Annotated in this window: 14 protein-coding genes and 1 pseudogene; 9 read left to right on the top strand and 6 right to left on the bottom strand. The window is 68.5% G+C overall.

Annotated features, from left to right (window positions below):
- Window position 1: 1 nt before the first annotated feature.
- The gene (locus ACIQCY_RS09640; RefSeq protein WP_400483678.1) at window positions 2-1,039 is read left to right on the top strand and encodes a diacylglycerol/lipid kinase family protein; all 1,038 of its coding nucleotides are present in this window, start codon (window positions 2-4) and stop codon (window positions 1,037-1,039) included.
- Between the two features lie 38 nt (window positions 1,040-1,077).
- On the opposite strand, the gene ACIQCY_RS09635 is transcribed toward ACIQCY_RS09640, so the two are convergent.
- Window positions 1,078-2,406 (bottom strand): cytochrome P450, encoded by a 1,329-nt coding sequence (locus tag ACIQCY_RS09635; RefSeq protein WP_400483677.1) that lies wholly within the window; start codon window positions 2,404-2,406, stop codon window positions 1,078-1,080.
- A 415-nt stretch (window positions 2,407-2,821) separates the two neighbouring features.
- On the opposite strand from ACIQCY_RS09635, the gene ileS reads away from it, so the two are divergent.
- From ileS to ACIQCY_RS09600, 7 genes and pseudogenes are all read left to right on the top strand, one after another.
- Entirely contained in the window at window positions 2,822-6,127 is a 3,306-nt protein-coding gene (gene ileS / locus ACIQCY_RS09630; RefSeq protein ID WP_400483676.1) for an isoleucine--tRNA ligase, read from the top strand.
- Window positions 6,120-7,511, top strand: coding sequence for a bifunctional folylpolyglutamate synthase/dihydrofolate synthase (locus ACIQCY_RS09625; protein WP_400483675.1), 1,392 nt, complete (start codon window positions 6,120-6,122; stop codon window positions 7,509-7,511). Before ileS ends, ACIQCY_RS09625 begins: the two co-directional genes overlap by 8 nt.
- Before the next feature lie 6 nt (window positions 7,512-7,517).
- Window positions 7,518-7,949 (top strand): DUF4233 domain-containing protein, encoded by a 432-nt coding sequence (locus ACIQCY_RS09620; protein ID WP_400483674.1) that lies wholly within the window; start codon window positions 7,518-7,520, stop codon window positions 7,947-7,949.
- A gap of 81 nt (window positions 7,950-8,030) precedes the next feature.
- Window positions 8,031-8,447: a nucleoside-diphosphate kinase gene (ndk, locus tag ACIQCY_RS09615; protein WP_400483673.1), complete on the top strand. Its 417-nt coding sequence runs from the start codon at window positions 8,031-8,033 to the stop codon at window positions 8,445-8,447.
- A 67-nt stretch (window positions 8,448-8,514) separates the two neighbouring features.
- A complete protein-coding gene (locus ACIQCY_RS09610; RefSeq protein WP_400483672.1) occupies window positions 8,515-9,480 on the top strand; it encodes an aldo/keto reductase in 966 nt (321 codons plus the stop codon).
- A 162-nt stretch (window positions 9,481-9,642) separates the two neighbouring features.
- Window positions 9,643-9,834, top strand: coding sequence for a hypothetical protein (locus tag ACIQCY_RS09605; protein WP_400483671.1), 192 nt, complete (start codon window positions 9,643-9,645; stop codon window positions 9,832-9,834).
- Window positions 9,835-9,985: 151 nt separating this feature from the next.
- A pseudogene (locus ACIQCY_RS09600) lies at window positions 9,986-10,081 on the top strand (NUDIX domain-containing protein); the annotation flags it as partial.
- A 314-nt stretch (window positions 10,082-10,395) separates the two neighbouring features.
- Here ACIQCY_RS09600 and ACIQCY_RS09595 read toward each other — a convergent pair.
- The 3 genes from ACIQCY_RS09595 to ACIQCY_RS09585 are packed head-to-tail and all read right to left on the bottom strand — an operon-like array spanning window position 10,396 to window position 12,268.
- Entirely contained in the window at window positions 10,396-10,959 is a 564-nt protein-coding gene (locus ACIQCY_RS09595) for a dihydrofolate reductase family protein (protein ID WP_400483670.1), read from the bottom strand.
- A gap of 10 nt (window positions 10,960-10,969) precedes the next feature.
- Window positions 10,970-11,815, bottom strand: a complete 846-nt coding sequence (locus ACIQCY_RS09590; protein WP_400483669.1) for a hypothetical protein — start codon at window positions 11,813-11,815, stop codon at window positions 10,970-10,972.
- Window positions 11,816-11,869: 54 nt separating this feature from the next.
- A complete protein-coding gene (locus tag ACIQCY_RS09585; protein WP_400483668.1) occupies window positions 11,870-12,268 on the bottom strand; it encodes a hypothetical protein in 399 nt (132 codons plus the stop codon).
- 149 nt (window positions 12,269-12,417) lie between these two features.
- Here ACIQCY_RS09585 and ACIQCY_RS09580 point away from each other — a divergent pair, with 149 nt between their 5' ends.
- Window positions 12,418-12,687 (top strand): ribbon-helix-helix protein, CopG family, encoded by a 270-nt coding sequence (locus tag ACIQCY_RS09580; RefSeq protein WP_400483667.1) that lies wholly within the window; start codon window positions 12,418-12,420, stop codon window positions 12,685-12,687.
- 375 nt (window positions 12,688-13,062) lie between these two features.
- Here ACIQCY_RS09580 and ACIQCY_RS09575 read toward each other — a convergent pair whose 3' ends face one another.
- Entirely contained in the window at window positions 13,063-14,184 is a 1,122-nt protein-coding gene (locus ACIQCY_RS09575; RefSeq protein ID WP_400483666.1) for an AI-2E family transporter, read from the bottom strand.
- 387 nt (window positions 14,185-14,571) lie between these two features.
- Window positions 14,572-14,817: a hypothetical protein gene (locus ACIQCY_RS09570; protein WP_400483665.1), complete on the bottom strand. Its 246-nt coding sequence runs from the start codon at window positions 14,815-14,817 to the stop codon at window positions 14,572-14,574.
- Window positions 14,818-14,828 lie beyond the last annotated feature (11 nt).

Below are 14,828 nucleotides of genomic sequence, written 5' to 3'. Positions count from 1 at the left end.
CATGCGCGGGCCTGGACTGCACGGGCCTCGCCAGAGCGGGCCTGGAACGGACGGGCCCCGCCCGAGCGGGCCTGGAACGGACGGGCCCCGCCCGACGCCTGACCTGGCGAGCCGCCCCCTGCGACGCCACGGCGAGGCGGGTGCGCACGCCGGGCGGAGGGTGCTGCTCCTCGTCAGTCCGACTGCCGGACGGGGGCGGGCACGGCGGCTCGGGCCGCGCGTGGCCGCAGCACTCGGACGGGAGGGCCTCGCGGTGTCCACCGTCACCACGGGCAGCCTCCGCGACGCGACGCAGCACGCGCGGAGGGCCGCTCCCGGCAGCATCATCGCGGCCCTCGGCGGTGACGGGTTCCTCGGTTCCGTCGCCGCCGGAGCCCGGGAATCGGGTGCCATCCTCCTGCCCCTGGCCGGCGGCCGCGGGAACGACGTGGTGCGGCGCCTCGGCCTGCCCGTCGATCCGGTGCGGGCCGTCCGCGGTCTGGCGGGATACGCCGTCGCCGATATCGATCTCGGCCGCGTCAATGGTCGCCCCTACCTCGGCGTAGCCCACGTCGGCTTCGACGCCCTCGCGAACGAGTACGGCAACGCGGCCCGGGTCGATCTCGGGCCCCTCGTCTACCTCTACGGCGGACTGAAGGCCTTGTGGATGTGGCGGGAGGTCACGTTCACCCTGTCCGTCGACGGCAGCGAGCGGATGTTCCCGGGCTGGTTCGTCGCGGTCGGGAACACGGGACAGTACGGCGGCGGGCTGCGGATCTGCCCGCGGGCGAAGGTCGACGACGGGCTCCTGGACGTCGTGAGCCTGGGACGCTCGACCATCCTGGCCGTCGTCCTCACCTTCCTCCGGTCCTACCGCGGCCGGCATCTCGGCAGGCCCGGGATCGCCTTCGCTCGAGGTGCGAGCGTGCGGATCTCCGCGAGCACGCCCCTCAACGTGTACGCGGACGGTGAATTGGTGGGGCCGCTGCCGGCGGTCGTGACCGTGATGCCCGGCGTCCTGAAGGTGCTGGTGCCGGCCGGCTCACCGGTCCTTTCCTGAGACGACCCCTGCCCGGAACGCCGCGCGACATGCAGCGGTCACCCCCGAGGGGAGACAGCCAGGCGTACGGAGTAGTTGTCCAGGGTGCCCGGCAGCGGACGGGAGGGATCCAGCACCTGCCCCTGGTCGATGCGGAAGTTCTGCCCGCTGACGAGGAACGCCAGCGCGGCGCTCGTCAGGAGCAGCACCAACTGCTTCCCGGGGCACACCACCGGGCCGTCGCTGAACGGCACGAGGGGCCAGCCGTCGTCCTCCCCGGTCAGCCAGCGTTCGGGCGAGAAGCCGTGGGCACTGCGCAGGTGGCGGTCGTCGCGGTGGAAGTAGGGCGCGTAGACGAGCACGCCGCACTTCGCCGGCATCAGGCCCTGCTCCCACTGCACGGGCCGGGTGGTCTCGCGCAGGATCATCGGAGTCGTGGGCCAGAGGCGCAGCCCCTCGAGGACGGCAGCGCGCAGGTAGGGGAGGAAGCGGCGGCCGGAGGTGTCGCCGTCGGCCTCGCGCCGGGCCGCGGCCATCGCCTCGGGATGGGTCGCGAGCACGGCCAGGGTGCGGAACGTCGCCATGCCCGCGGGGTCGAAGGCGAAGAGCCACTGGGGCACCTGCTCGGCAGGTTCCGCCCCATCGCCCTTCGGTGCCGCGGCCATGACGGCGGCAAGGCTGCCCGGCTCGGCGTGGGCGAGTTCCTCGCTGATCCGCTGGAGCAGGCGCCGGCGTGTCCTTCTCCGGACGGGCTTCAGGAATGCCCAGTTCGCGTCCTTCCGGAGCCGGATCATCATGGCCGTGAGGTCCTTGTCGTCCCGTGCGTGGTCGCCGAAGGCCACGCGCCGCACCACCCGGTACCAGGCGTCGAGGAACTCGCCCCAGGGCAGCGATCCGCTGGAAGCGGCGTCAGTCAGTAGCTGCTGCATCTCCTCCTCGACGATCGGGACGAAGCGGTCGGCGAGGTGGTGCACCGGGTGGCTCGTGTCCAGGACCTGCTCCTGGAGGGCGCGGCGCACTGTCCGGACGGGACCGCGCGAGATCAGCACGTTGGCGGGCTGGAAGTGGGACAGCGCCGCGCGCTTCTCGCTGCTGGCCGGGGAGAACGGTTCCGGTGACTGCGCCAGGACGGTATCGACGTCCGCCGGTGCGAGCACCACCGCCTGCTTTCGGATCGGGAGCTTCAGCATGAGCGGTCCGTCCGGGTACTTCTCATGAAGCGTCCTGACGACGCCCACGGCTTTCGAGTCGAGGTCGAGGCGGGCGGCCAGACCGACGGCCCAGGGGCGACGGATGATGGGCCCCTTGGCGACGGTGGGCAGGAAGACGCCCATCAGCAACCGGGCGGTGTCCAGCGCGGACGCGGTGGGGAGGGGTGGGGTCGGCATGCGGGGGTCCATCCTGTTGCGGTCGGGGGCCCTCTCCACCCTGCCAAGCCTGGGCCGCGACCACAACGCCTTTGTGCAGGGCCGCCGGCCGCCCGTTCGGGCCGTCGTCCTTTCGACAACGAATTCCAGGCGGCGCTAGACTGGGGGGACAAGCGTCGACCCGGCAATCACCGGTGAGCTTCCGGAAGAAAGGCCGCCCACCGTGGCGGCCCGTAGAACCGGACGGGTGGCCCGTCACAGCCAGAACGAGCGGCGGCCCCGGCTGCGGTGCCAACGGCACGGCGGACGACGGCGGCAAGTGAGGTGGTACCGCGGGTCCTGGACCCCCGCGGCCGGTCAGGCAACCGGCGGTGGGCGGAAGGGGAACCGTCCTCACGGCAGGATTCCTGCTCCACCCGACGCCGCCGCACACAGGATGAGAACCATGCCGCAGATCTACCCCAAAGCCGTGTCGCCCGACGACAGCGGTACCTCCTCCGGAACCAGTGCCTCGCCGCGCTTCCCCGAGCTCGAGGAACGCGTGCTCCGCTACTGGCAGGAGGACGGCACCTTCCAGGCGTCCATCGACGCCCGGGATCCCGGCGTCGACGGTTCCAACGAATTCGTGTTCTACGACGGCCCGCCCTTCGCCAACGGCCTGCCGCACTACGGACACCTCCTCACCGGCTACGCGAAGGACCTCGTAGGCCGGTACCAGACGCAGCGCGGCCACCGCGTGGAACGGCGCTTCGGCTGGGACACGCACGGCCTGCCCGCCGAGCTCGAGGCCATGAAGCAACTCGGCATGACGGACAAGCAGCAGATCCTCGCCATGGGCATCGACAACTTCAACGACGCCGCCCGGGCCTCGGTCATGAAGTACGCGGGGGAGTGGCGCGACTACGTGACCCGCCAGGCCCGCTGGGTGGACTTCGACAACGACTACAAGACCCTCAACCCGGAGTACATGGAGTCCGTGCTGTGGGCGTTCAAGACGCTCCACGAGAAGGGCCTGACCTACAACGGGTACCGCGTCCTGCCGTACTGCTGGAACGACGAGACGCCGCTGTCCAACCACGAACTCCGGATGGACGAGGACGTCTACCAGGACCGCCAGGACCAGACCGTCACGGTCACCTTCCCGATCCTCGCCGGCGAATCGGACCTGTCGAAGGACCTCGCAGGGGTCCAGGCCCTCGCCTGGACCACGACGCCGTGGACGCTCCCCACCAACGCGGCGCTCGCCGTCGGACCCGACATCGCCTACGTCGTCGTCGCGGCTCAGCGCGACGGCGAGGCGGGCCGGTACCTGCTGGCGGAGGACCTGCTCGGCAACTACGCCAAGGACCTCGGCTTCGCCGACGCCGCGGCCGCGCGCGACGCCGTCACCTCCCGCCACCTGGGCTCCGAGCTCGAAGGCCTCACCTACCAGCCGCTGTGGGACTACCTCGCCGATCCGGAGGAGGGCGGGTACCGCAACGCGTTCCGCTTCCTCGTCGCGGACTATGTCACGACGACGGACGGCACCGGCCTCGTCCATCAGGCCCCCGCCTACGGCGAGGAGGACCAGAAGGTCTGCGAGGACGCCGGCATCCAGGTGATCCTCTCGGTCGACGAGGGCGCGAAGTTCCTGCCGATGTTCGGCGCAGGGCCGCTCGCGGAGATCGTCGGGCTGCAGGTCTTCGAGGCGAACAAGCACATCACGCGCGTGCTGAAGTCCGGGGGGCGCCTCGTGCGCCAGGCCAGCTACGTGCACAGCTACCCTCACTGCTGGCGGTGCCGCAACCCGCTCATCTACCGCGCCGTGTCCTCCTGGTACGTCGAGGTCACCAAGATCCGGGACCGCATGGTGGAACTCAACCAGGACATCACCTGGATCCCCGGCAACGTCAAGGACGGCCAGTTCGGCAAGTGGCTCTCCAACGCGCGTGACTGGTCGATCAGCCGCAACCGCTTCTGGGGCAGCCCCATCCCGGTGTGGCAGTCGGACAACCCCGAGTACCCCCGCACCGACGTCTACGGCTCGCTCGCCGAACTCGAGGCCGATTTCGGTCGCCTCCCGCTCAACAAGCAGGGGGAGGTGGACCTCCACCGCCCCTTCATCGACGAACTCACCCGGCCGAACCCGGACGATCCGACCGGGCAGTCCACCATGCGCCGCGTCGAGGACGTCCTCGACGTGTGGTTCGACTCCGGGTCGATGCCCTACGGCCAGGTGCACTACCCGTTCGAGAACGAGCAGTGGTTCGACACCCACAATCCGGCGGACTTCATCGTCGAGTACATCGGGCAGACCCGCGGCTGGTTCTACATGCTGCACATCCTGTCCACGGCGCTGTTCGACCGGCCGGCGTTCCGTAACGTGATCAGCCATGGCATCGTGCTGGGTTCCGACGGGCAGAAGATGTCCAAGAGCCTCCGCAACTACCCGGACGTCTCCGAGGTCTTCGACCGCGACGGATCGGACGCCATGCGCTGGTTCCTCATGGCCTCGCCGATCCTCCGCGGCGGCAACCTCGTGGTCACGGAGCAGGGGATCCGCGAGGGCGTCCGCCAGGTGATCCTGCCGCTGTGGAACGTGTGGCACTTCTTCAGCCTCTACACGAACGCCGCCAACGGGGGCGAGGGCTACGAGGCGAAGACCGTTCCGCCGGAGGCCGCCGCGCACCTGAGCGAGCCGATCGACCGCTACATCCTCGCGAACACGGGCATCCTCGTCCGCGACCTCACCGAGGCACTCGACGCCTTCACCATCAGCGACGCGTGCGAGTCCCTGCGCCGCTATCTGGACACGCTCACCAACTGGTACGTCCGCCGGAGCCGCCAGCGGTTCTTCGACGAGGACACCGACGCCTTCGACGTCCTCTACACGTGCCTCGAGGCCGTGTGCCGGGTCGCGGCTCCGCTGCTTCCCCTCGTCACGGAGGAGATCTGGCGCGGTCTCACCGGCGGCCGGTCCGTGCACCTCACCGACTGGCCCGAGGCGGCGTCGTTCCCTGCCGCTCCGGACCTCGTCGAGCAGATGGACCGCACGCGCCAGGTGTGCTCGGTGGGCTCCAGCCTGCGGAAGGCCGCGAATCTCAGGGTGAGGCTCCCGCTCCGGGAGCTGACCGTCGTCGCACCCGGGGCCGCGGACCTGTCGGGGCAGTACTCCTCCATCATCGAGGACGAACTCAACCTGAAGGGCGTCCGTCTCATCGACTCCGCCGATGCGGAGCCTGCCGAGTTCGGGATCACGCAGCGCCTCGTGGTCAATGCCCGCGCGGCCGGGCCCCGCCTCGGCAAGAACGTGCAGACCGTCATCAAGGCGTCGAAGGCGGGGGACTGGTCCGTGGACGACGACGGCGGCGTCACCGCCGGTGGCCTCGCCCTCGAGCCGCACGAGTACACGCTCGACACCGTGGTGGAGGGCAACGACGCCGGCTCGAAGGCCGTCACGGTCCTCCCGGGCGGCGGGTTCCTGGTCCTCGACACCGAGGTCACGGAGGAGTTGGCGGCGGAGGGCACGGCGCGCGATGCGATCCGCGCCATCCAGCAGGCCCGGCGCGACGCCGACCTCGACATCAGCGACCGCATCACCACGACCATCGGCGTCGCGCAGGACCAGGTCGCGGCGCTCGAGGCGAACGCCGAGCTGATCAAGGCGGAGACGCTGACGCGGGAGCTGCGCATCACCGGGCTAGAGGACACGGGCAATGAATTCAGCATCACCGTCGGGAAGCAGGAGCAGCAGCATGGATGACACGAACGGGACCGGCACGGACGGCAGGGCGGAGCTCGACGGCTTCTCGGTCGAGAGCGTGTACGCCGAACTCCTGAGCCGCGCGCCGGAGAACAGGATGGAACCGAGGATGGCGCCGCTGCACCGGGCCATGGAGATCCTCGGGGAGCCGAACAAGGCCTTCCCGATCATCCACATCACCGGGACCAACGGCAAGACGTCGACGGCGCGGATGATCGAGAGCATCCTGCTGGCGCACGACCTGCGGACCGGGCGTTTCACCAGTCCGCACCTCGCGCGCGTCACCGAGCGCATCAGCATCGACGGCGAGCCCGTCCCGGACGAGACGTTCGTCCGGGTGTGGGACGAGATCCGGCCCTACCTCGACATCGTCGACCGTGAGCTCGTCGACGCCTGCGAGCCGCGCCTGACCTACTTCGAGTGCGTGACCGTCCTCGCGTTCGCCATCTTCGCGGACGAACCGATCGACGTCGGAGTGATCGAGGTGGGGCTGGGAGGCATCACCGACGCCACCAATGTCGGCGACGGACAGGTGGCGGTCGTCACCCCGATCTCGCTCGACCACACGGAGCTCCTCGGCGACACCGTCGAGGACATCGCGCTGGAGAAGGCCGGCATCATCAAACCCGGTTCCTTCCTCGTCAGCGCGATCCAGCCCCGCGATGCCGCGCAGGTGCTCCTGGAGCGCGCGCAGGAGGTGGGTGCGGAGTTCCGCTTCGAAGGCGTCGAGTTCGGCGTCGAATCGCGCACGGTCGCCGTCGGAGGGCAGGTGGTGTCCCTCACCGGGCTCGCCGGACGCTACGGTGAGCTGCTCGTGCCGCTGCATGGCGAGCACCAGGCGGAGAACGCCGCCGTAGCGGTCGCGGCGGTCGAGGCGTTCCTCGGCGGTGGCGAGCGCCAGCTCGAGACCGAGCTGATCCGCAACGGGCTGCGTGCCGTCACCTCTCCCGGCCGCCTCGAGGTGGTCCGCACGGCGCCGAGCATCATCGTGGACGCCGCCCATAATCCGGCCGGAGCCCGAGCAGCCGCCAAGGGGATCACCGAGGCTTTCGACTTCACGCGGCTCGTGCTCGTCATCGGGGTCCTGCAGGACAAGGATGCAGCCGGCATGCTCGCCGAACTGCACGAGGAGCTCGGCGGCATCCTGGAGGACGTGTGCCTGACGCAGTCGACGTCGCCCCGGTCGGTACCCGCCGCAGACCTCCTGCAGGCCGCCCTGGCCGCAGGGTTCGCGGAGGAGAACATCAACATCGCTCCCGGGCTGGACGACGCCCTGGAATGGGCGGTGATGAAGGCGGAGGAGAACAACGACCTCGCCGGGGGCATCCTCGTCACCGGTTCCATCACCGTGGTCGGGGAAGCCCGCACGCTCCTGGGGAAGTAGGTGGGCATGGCCCGCAGAACGAAGGCGCAGCGCGAGTGGCGGCCCGGCATGCCGAAGAAGCGCCGGTCCACCAAGATCCTGTTCGCCTCGACCGTCCTGCTGCTCGAGGCGTTCGTGGTGTTCTTCGCCACGCTCGCGGTCTTCGGGCTGCGGCGGGACGAGATCTCGCCCGCCCTGATCCTGACGTCCGGGCTCCTCCTCAGCGTCGTGCTGGTCCTGACGTGCGCCGTGCTCACGAAGAAGTGGGGGATCGGTCTCGGCTGGATCCTCCAGCTCGTGATCATCGCCGGCGGTTTCCTCGAACCGACCATGTTCCTGGTGGGCGTCGCATTCGCCGGAACCTGGCTCTACGGCATCCGGCAGGGGATGCGCGTGGACCGCGAGAACACGGAACGGGACCGGCTGCAGGCCGAGTGGGAGAAGGCCAACCCCGAATAACGCTGCGGCCTTTAGTAGAGTCGAGCGTGATACCCGCCCGCAGCGCCGTGCATCACGGCGCCCGCCATCCCAGGAGTCCCCATGAGCGTTGAGCGCACCCTTGTCCTCGTCAAGCCCGACGGCGTGTCCCGAGGCCTGACCGGCACCATCCTGTCCCGCATCGAGGCGAAGGGTTACACCATCGCCGAACTCAAGCGCGTCCATGCCACGCGGGAGCTCCTGGAGGAGCACTACGCGGAGCACGTCGGCAAGCCGTTCTTCGAGCCGCTCGTCGAGTTCATGCTGAGCGGCCCGATCGTCGCCGCCGTCTTCGAAGGCCAGCGCGTCATCGAGGGCTTCCGGTCGCTGGCGGGCGCCACGGAGCCGACGACGGCGGCTCCCGGTACCATCCGCGGCGATCTGGGCCGGGACTGGGGCGTCAAGGTCCAGCAGAACCTCGTGCACGGTTCCGACTCCGCGGAGTCCGCGGAGCGCGAGATCGGCATCTGGTTCGCCTGATACCGCCTCGGAAAGAGTGTTGCCCCGGGTCGTGTGCCCGGGGCAACTGCTTTGGTAGGTTAGGGCCATGATGACCTACCGCAGACTGGGCTCTTCCGGGCTCAGCGTTTCCACCGTCGGGCTCGGCTGCAACAACCTGGGCAGGGCCGGCACCACCTCCGAGTCGCAGGAGGGCACCGATGCCGTGGTGCACGCCGCGCTCGACGCGGGCATCACCCTCTTCGACGTCGCCGATATGTACGGCAAGGCACCCGGCGTCAGCGAGGTGCAGCTGGGCGCGGCACTCGGCAGCAGGCGCGACGACGTCGTGCTCGCCACGAAGTTCGGCCTCGACATGGGCGGCGTGAACGGACCGGACTGGAATGCCCGCGGCTCCCGGCGCTACATCATCCGCGCGGTCGAGGCCTCGCTCCGCCGCCTCGGCACCGACTGGATCGACCTGTACCAGTACCACGCCCCGGACGCGCTGACGCCGATCGAGGAGACCCTCGCAGCCCTCGACGACCTGGTGACGAGCGGCAAGGTGCGCTACCTGGGACACTCCAACTTCGCGGGCTGGCAGATCGCCGAGGCCGAGTTCACCGCACGCAGCGGTGGCTACACACCCTTCATCTCCGCGCAGAATCCCTACAACCTGCTGGACCGCCGCCTGGAGCGCGAGGTGGTCCCAGCCGTCGAAGCCTACGGTCTCGGCGTCCTGCCCTATTTCCCGCTGGCCAACGGCCTCCTGACCGGCAAGTACCGCCGGAACGAGGTGCCTGCCGGCAGCAGGCTCACCCACTCGCGCCAGAACGTGTTGGAGTCGGCGGACTGGGACCAGCTGGAGGCTTTCTCTGCTTTCGCCTCCGAGCGCGGCGTCAGCGAGGTGCAGGTCGCGTTCTCCTGGCTCGCCGCCCAGCCTTCCGTGAGATCGGTCATCGCGGGCGCCACCACTCCGGAGCAGGTTCGGCAGAACGCGGCGGCGGCGGACTGGACGCCGTCCGGCGAGGATCTCGCCGAGCTGGACCGCATCTTCCCGCGCCCGGCGGCCTGACGGAGCACGTCCCGAGCCCGGACCGCGACGGCCCCGACGCGGACGGAACCGCTTCTTCCCCGGGCGGCATGAGAATTCGCCGTACTACCCGGTTCGACGGCGACAGCGACGGCGTAGGATGCGGGTCATGACGATGGGGGAGAAGCGTGGCAGGGCCGCACCATGATCGAACTGGTCGGGCTGGCCGTGAGAATCGCCTTCGCCGCGCTGGTGGAGTCGTTCCCGTACTGGAGTCTCTCCGGGCGCCGCACGTACCGGGACTACCTCCGCGCAGTGCAGCCGGGCGTCACGGCGCTGTCGAGGCGCGAGTGGCGGGCTGCCGGGCGGTCGGGAGATCCGCGCGGCTCCTCGTGACGGACCCGGGGTTCCATACACTGGTCCCATGAGCAGCTCCGAGACCGTCGAGGGATCTCAGATCATTCTGGTGAACGATGGCGGTGTTGCTGCAGCTGCGCGATGACAAGCCCTGGATTCCGTTCCCCGACATGTGGGCCATCCCAGGGGGATGCTGGATCCCGGTGAGTCGGCGCAGGCCTGTATCGAACGTGAGGTGCGCGAGGAACTGGGTGTGACCTCTCCTGCCGGCTCGGTTCGCTTCCTCGGCAGGGCGCACAGGCATTACGGAATCGAATACACCTTCACCGCACCATGTGAAGCAGACCCGCGGGACCTGACCTTGACCGAAGGCCAGCGTGTCGACTGGTTCCTCCACCGCCAGACAGCAGGAATGCACCTGGCGTACGAGGACAACGCTGTACTCGAGGACTTCTTCAGGAACCGTTTCGGAACCAGCCCGACGACCTCAGGACCCGAAGGGCGCCAGCCCCACGGTGGTGAGACCAATGGCCCAAGCGGTCGAATCGGTGCGATGTGCAACAGAATGTCCGAACCCTGGTCCACCGCCGATGTCGACGCTCAGCGACTGGTCCCGTACCTGGTCAGGACCACCCCGCCGGGAAACGTCCGGGTCTCCTCCAGGGACAGGTTCACCCCGTTGTCGAGGGCTGTGAAGAACGGCGTGCCGCCGCCCACCAGGACCGGATGGGTGACGATCACGTACTCGTCGATCAGCCCGGCCCGCATGGCCGCTGCAGCGAGCGTGGCGCCGCCGATGTCCATGGCGCCGTCGTCGTCGGCCTTGAGCCTGCTGATCTCGGCGACGGCGTCGCCGGTGACCAGGCGGGTATTCCAGTCGACCGTGCTGGTGCTGGAGGAGAACACCACCTTCGGCATGGCCCGCCAGCGGCGGGCGTACTCGATGCGCGCCGGTGTAGCGCCAGGCTGCTGGTCGGCGGTCGGCCAATGGGAGCTCATCGTGTCCCACAGCCTGCGACCGTACAGAGCCAGGCCCGTCGCCCCCACCCGGTCGGACCACCAGTGGAACAGCTCGTCGCTCGGTACGCTCCAGCCGAGGTCGTCACCGGGCGCGGCGACATAACCGTCCACGCTCGCGTTCAGGGCGAAGGTCAGTGTGCGCACGGCGTCTGAATCAGGCCCACGTGTCCGCTTCGACTGCGCCGCTGTCCTCGCTCACGGGCACCGTTCTGGTTGCGTTGATGCGCATCGTGGTCAGGTGCAGGGTGCCCAGGACCAGGAAGAGCATGGACAGCCCGAGGTCCGTCCAGAATGCGCTGGGGTTCGGTACGGCATCGAACAGTGGTTTGACCAGCTCGCCCACGGCCAGGGAGAAGATGAGGGTGAAGCCCAGAACGTGGATGGCCGGCAGCAGAAGCAGCCCGATCCCGTGCGACCTGTAGGACAGGACGGCGAGGATCAGGAAGGCGGGCATGATGAAGCACAGGTCCAGGATGAAGATCGAGTAGAGGGAGTCGATCTGCTCTCCGGTGCGCATCAGGGGCAGGAGCATCCCTATCCAGAGAGGGTAGAAGACGAGGGGTTGCAGCATGGCGCCGGAAGCTGACACCAACCGAACCGCTTTCGGCAGGGAAGGTTGGGGGAGGTCACGGCGGAGGTGGGCTCCGGCGCAGACCAGCGCCCAGAGGGCCAGGGTGAAAACCGCCATGTACGCGAGGTACAGCTCGTTGTAAGCGCGCTCGATGACGTAGATCCCGTATGCGTAGAACAGGAACCCCAGGAGCCCCAGAGCCACGATCTGGCGTTTCACCCGGCCACCGTGAGCCGTGATCGCCAGGTACAGGAGACCCAGCGCGGCAGCCACGGAGAGCAGGTCCTGTGAGAAGGCCCCTGGGATGAGCTCCTCGCCGACGACGCCGCCGTACACTGCGGGACGCCACAGCCCTGCCGCTGCGGCGACGAGTGTCAGGACGCCGGTGATGGCCCACAGGGACCGGTGAAGGGTGAGATGAGTGAGCACGGTGTGCTCCTTTCGGGGTCGTGGGCGGTGCCATGTGCCCGCATTGGCCTTCCTTCAGCTGACCATGACCTGCTGGTCGACCCACCGCTCCAGCGGAGGAATCATCAGCAGGACCGCCACGACGCTCACCATCAGTACGTGCACGAAAGCATTCCACGCGGTGGTCCCGGTCGACTCGCCTCCGCCGACGGCGGCGAACCAATAGGGCACGAGGGTGAGAAGCCCCAGCCCCGCTGAACCGAGTGCTGCGTATTCCCACCAACTCCACTGTGCGAACAGGGCCCACGTGGCTACGCAGAAGCCGAGCACGGTCACCAGGGAGAGCACCATCGTGATGCCCCACAGGATCCCGGAGGTATTCACGCCCCGGGTGGCGAAGGTGGGAGTGACCCAGAGCCAGCTGCTGCCGGCCATCAACAGGGCGATACCGCCGAGGGTGCGAAGAGTGAACATGAGTCCAGCCTCGGTGCCCGTCACCTGCCTACCTAGGGTCAAAAGTCCCGATGCCGGCGTTGGTCTTCCAGTTCCTCGGCGCCACCTCTGGTCAACAGTGTCAGCGGTCAGGTGTACACCTTGTTTACCACTGACAGGGAGGGGCAGACGTGCCAACCAGCAGACAGCACCCGCACCCGTCCGGGCAGGTCGTCTCCGTGCGACTGCCACCGGACATCATCAAACGGATCGACGCGCTGGCCGAGCACACGGGACGCAGCCGCGGACTCTACATTCGCCTCGCGCTGAGCGCATTCCTGCCGCAGCTCGAGGAGGATCACTGGAACCACAAGACCGCCCGCTACGAGCGGGAAGGATTCGATCGTGACTTCGTGCAGATCACCACGCATCTGATGGAAGACCCGGAGGCCGGCCCCTAGGCGAATGACCCGCTACCCCTACGCGCTTCGTTCTGCGGATGCATCGGAGATCCGGACAGGCTCGGAGGCGCGACTGCGGGGACACGCGAACGGATGTCTATTTCTCGATCGGGGCACGAGGGCCGGGGCCTGGCGTCTGGCCGTCTGGTGACGTCGAGACGGCCCAGGTTCACGTGCGGCCATGCCGGGCGCGGATCCGGTCAGGAGGGCTGTGGCCGGCCGGGTCGGGTCTTCGGTGGTGGAGGCAGCAGCGCCGGGCGCATGCTTCGGGGGCGTTCCACCTGGCCCTGGGGGTATCCCCCTGCCTGGCGGACGGATCCCACGGTGCGATGGGTCCGGACCCACGATGCAGGGAAAAGGCCGGGACAGTTCAGCTCACTGAGCCCGACGCAGCGGGACCACGAGGGTGTCGACGAGCAGCAGGCATGCTGCGGCGGTCGGGATGGCGACGAGGGCTCCCGGCAGGCCTAGCAGCGCGCCGCCTGCAGTTGCCGCGATCAGCACCCACGCGCCCGGCACCTGGACTGCCTTGCTCATCACGCGTGGCGTCAGGAGATACGCCTCGACTTGCATGTAAATGAGCATGGCCACCAGGACGATGATGGCCGCCAAGAGGGAATGGAGGAGGGCTGCGACGGTCATGACGACGGTCGTGAGGATGGTTCCGATGAGGGGGATCAGCGTGACGAAGAACGCCGCGATCGAGATGAGCGCGGCGAACGGCACCCCGGTGAGAGTGAGCAGGATGAAGCTGAAGGTCGCATTCAGGAGTGCGAGGACCACCATCCCGCTCAGGTACTTTCCGACGGAATCGGCGATCTTCTCCGTGAGGTACACCGTGGTCCTGCGTCGGGACGCCGGGAGGAGGGCGTAGAGGCCATGCTTGATGCGTGGCAGTCCGGCGAGGAAGTAGAGGGTGAGGATGGCGATGAAGATGATGGACGAGACGACGTTCCCTGCTCCGATGCCAGCGCCCACCACGCCGCTGGCGATGTTCGCCAGGACATCCGGGCGAACGAGCACCTGATCCACGGATCCCAGAGCAGTGACCAGGGCTCCGCCCGTCAGGTCGTCGAAGCGCTGGAACCACTCCTCCCCCGTCATTCCCCTTATCGCCGCCGGCAGTGTCTGGATCAGGGCCGTCACCTGCGTGACGACGAACGGGACGACGAGGGAGACCAGGCTCGCGGTCAAGAGGGCGACAGCGACTCCGATCATGGCCACGGCTCCGCCCCGACCCATCCGTGCGCGGCACAGCCGGCGGACGAGCGGATTGAGGCCGAGTGCGAGGAACAGTGCGGCGCCGAGGGACATGACGATCGAGCGCAGGGAGAACAGCACGGAGGCCAGGAGGATCGCCACGAGGACCCCGGCCGTCACCCGGAGGCCCATCCCGAAGAGGGTAGGGATCCGCCCGGGCTCGGGCGAGGTCACCTCCGGCAGGTGCGCCGTCACCGTGCGGGTCGTGCCGTTCCGTGAGCTGTCGTCGGGATTCACAGCGTCTCCTCCTCTGGTGGGCCGATCAGCCCGTCGTCGTGAGCGGCGCGGGACCGGCGCTGAAGGCTCCGGACGGCTGCTGGATCGCGTGCTTCTTGAGCCGCTCGTCTTCACCTCCAGGACCGCTCCCTGGGTCGGGGACATAGCGGGGGTCCTGGCCGGTGACGGTCGCGCCGGGGAAGCACCCGTCACCGTCCGTGGCGCCAAGCGTCGGATGCAACGACCCGGCACCAGCAGTCCCTGCTACGGAAGGTCGTCTTCAGGGCCGGAACTCCCCGGTCGTGTGGAGGCTGGGATTCTCCGGAGGGCGCCCTTCAGAATGATCGGAGCCCGGCGCTGCCGGACTCCGATCGGCCGCACCTGGATGTAGTGACCACGGACGGTGAGCTAGACCGACCGGCGGTGGAGTAGCCAGCCAACGGCGACACCGACGGCGGTGGCCACTGCGAGAGTGACCCACAAGGGAAGGGACACGCTGAGGAACAACAACGAGATACTTGCCACCTCCCTGTTCTGCGCGATGAAGATCACGGCCACGGCGGCAAGGATGATTGCCGTGATCTGCTGACCGGTGAGCCGACGCTTCTGCGGCCTCGCTGTGTTCCTGCCTTTGACTTCGTTCTGCCCGGTCATGACGATTCCTT

The sequence above is a fragment of the Arthrobacter sp. NPDC092385 genome (assembly GCF_044755105.1).
Classification (GTDB): domain Bacteria; phylum Actinomycetota; class Actinomycetes; order Actinomycetales; family Micrococcaceae; genus Arthrobacter_D.
Note: the sequence above shows the minus strand (reverse complement) of the source record. Positions and strands in the feature narration are given on the sequence as shown.